Annotated in this window: 2 protein-coding genes and 2 pseudogenes; all 4 read left to right on the forward strand. The window is 38.7% G+C overall.

Annotated elements, in window-relative coordinates; all coding sequences use genetic code 11:
* Positions 1 to 221: pseudogene (locus O9332_RS16515) on the forward strand (Uma2 family endonuclease); the annotation flags it as partial.
* A 116-nt stretch (positions 222 to 337) separates the two neighbouring features.
* Positions 338 to 1,762 carry a carotenoid oxygenase family protein gene (locus O9332_RS16520; protein ID WP_002761784.1) on the forward strand — a complete coding sequence of 475 codons (1,425 nt, stop codon included), beginning with the start codon at positions 338 to 340 and terminating at the stop codon, positions 1,760 to 1,762.
* 74 nt (positions 1,763 to 1,836) lie between these two features.
* Positions 1,837 to 1,902, forward strand: a pseudogene (locus O9332_RS16525) (DUF4351 domain-containing protein); the annotation flags it as partial.
* A 50-nt stretch (positions 1,903 to 1,952) separates the two neighbouring features.
* On the forward strand, positions 1,953 to 2,675 hold a 723-nt coding region (locus O9332_RS16530), incomplete at its 3' end, for an RpnC/YadD family protein (protein WP_288026483.1).

Genomic DNA, 2,675 nt, shown 5'->3' on the forward strand with positions numbered 1-2,675 from the left:
AAGGACTATTAAGCTCTATACCTGAGATTAAGGGATGGGTTAGTCCTCGGTTAAAAATCCGATTTGAATTGAGAGAAGATGGGTTAGAAATTTATAGTTTAGATGGGCAGAAATTTTTGACTTCTCTTGAGTTATCTCAAAGGTTAGAACAAGAGCGTTTAAAATCTCAACGTTTAGCCGAATATATCCGTTCTCTGGGAATTGATCCCGATACTTTATAATGATATAATTGATGGGTTGTGACGAATACTAATTAACTGGTAAACTGCCGAAATTATTGTCATTGAACCTAGTCTAGGGCTATACTCAACTATGTAATCACTAAAAAAGCAAATCTATGAAAGCTTGGGCAAAATCTTTAGAAAAACCAGCAGTGGAATTTTCTGAAACCCAATTAACCCTATTATCTGGGAAAATTCCCGATGGATTGCGGGGTAGTCTCTATCGCAATGGTCCGGGGAGATTAGAAAGAGGTAAGCAAAAAGTTGGTCATTGGTTTGACGGAGATGGGGCAGTTTTAGCTGTACATTTTCATGATAAGGGAGCCAGTGCCACCTATCGTTATGTTCAGACTGCCGGTTATCAGCAAGAAAGCGCCGCTAATCAATATTTATTTCCTAATTATGGCATGAATGCCCCCGGCTTCTTTTGGAATAATTGGGGAAAAGAGGTAAAAAATGCCGCTAACACCTCGGTGTTAGCTTTACCCGATAAATTATTAGCTCTCTGGGAAGGGGGTTTTCCCCATAAATTAGATTTACAATCTTTAGAAACTCTAGGTTTAGATAATTTATCTAGCTTACAAGCAAAGGAAACTTTTTCCGCTCATCCTAAGCTAGATTTGTCCAGAGGAGAGATTTTTAATTTCGGGGTGACAATCGGTGCTAAAGTTAGTTTAAATCTCTATAAGTCTGACTCCACTGGTGAAATTATCCAGAAAAATACTTTTGAGTTAGATAGATTGTCTCTGCTGCATGACTTTGTTTTAGCAGGACAGTATCTCGTCTTTTTCGTTCCACCGATAAAAGCGGATAAATTATCGATACTGTTGGGATTTAAAACTTTTAGTGATGCTATGCAGTGGCAGCCAGAATTAGGAACAAGAATACTAATTTTTGATCGAGATTCTCTGCAATTAGTCAGTGAAAGTGTTACCGATTCATGGTTTCAATGGCACTTTGCTAATGGTTGTGTGAATGAGCAAGGCAATCTTGAAATTGTTTTTGTCCGTTATGATGACTTTAAAACTAATCAATTTTTAAAAGAAGTTGCCACGGGTGAAACCGAAACTTTAGCCATCGGAAAATTGGCAAGTGTCACCATCAATCCCCTATCAGCAAAGGTGATTAATCAGGAAATTCTCTCGGATTTAAGCTGTGATTTTCCCGTGGTTTCCCCGCAACTGGTGGGACAAAAATGGCAAAATACTTTTTTAGCTGTCCATCGTCCCGATAGCGATATTCGTCGGGAAATTATCGGACTTCCCGCTTGTTATAATCACTCCACAGGTAAGTTAACTATTGCTTATCTAGAAAGCAACTGTTATGGCAGTGAACCGATTTTTGTCTGCGATGGTTTATCTCCAGAAACGGGATGGTTAATCGTCGTGGTTTACGACGGCAATAATCACAGCAGCCAAGGGAGAATCTATGACAGTCAGCAGTTAGAAAAAGAACCCCTTTGCTGTCTGCAATTACCCAGTGTTATCCCTCCCAGTTTTCATGGTACTTGGCAAGAAAAATCAGAAAAAGGCAATATTTAGAAAACGGGTTTCTGCGAGAAACTATTTAGAAAATGGGTTTCTTCGAGAAACCCGTTTTCTGGACTTGTGAGAGAGAAGCTTTATTCGATTTCTCTACGGTTGAAGATTTAATCAATTGGTTAAATACTTTAACTGCTTAGTTCTTATGTTAGCGTTCACCTTCTGACAACAACCCACTAAAATTGTCATAATGAAACAAACAACCGCCAATTATGATGAACCCTGGAAAGAAGCATTAAGCGAGTATTTTGAAGCGTTTTTATGCTTCTTTTTTCCTGAAGTTCACCAATTGATTGATTGGACAAAAATTCCCGAATCCCTAGAAAAAGAACTCAAACGGATTACCGCTTCAGCAAGGACAAAAAAACGTTTTGCTGACAAACTCTATAAAGTTTGGTTACTCAGGGGTGAAGAAGTCTGGATTTTGATTCATATTGAAATTCAAAGCCAATACGAAGAAAATTTCCCTCAGAGGATGTATATTTATAACTATCGGGCCTTTGATTTGTATCAGAAACCGGTTATCAGTCTCGCTATATTAGGAGATGAACGAGTAAATTGGCGACCAGATTCCTATAATTATACTATCGCCGGCTGTGAAGTCAGCCTCAAATTCCCAACAGTCAAATTACTGGACTACGAGGAAAGCTGGTCAGAACTAGAAACAAGTAGCAATCCCTTTGCTATAATAGTCATGGCACACCTGAAAACAAAAGCGACTACCGGGAAGCTGCCACAACGGGAACAGTGGAAATGGAAGTTAATCAGGGGATTATATGAAAAGGAGTTCGAGAGAGAACAGATAATTAAACTGTTTGAAATCATCGACAATATGATGACTTTATCCCCTGAATTACAGTCAAGCTTAGAGAGTAAAATCAAACAATTTGAGGAGGAAAGAACCATGCCTTTA

The sequence above is a fragment of the Microcystis sp. LE19-10.1B genome, assembly GCF_027530565.1.
Classification (GTDB): domain Bacteria; phylum Cyanobacteriota; class Cyanobacteriia; order Cyanobacteriales; family Microcystaceae; genus Microcystis; species Microcystis aeruginosa.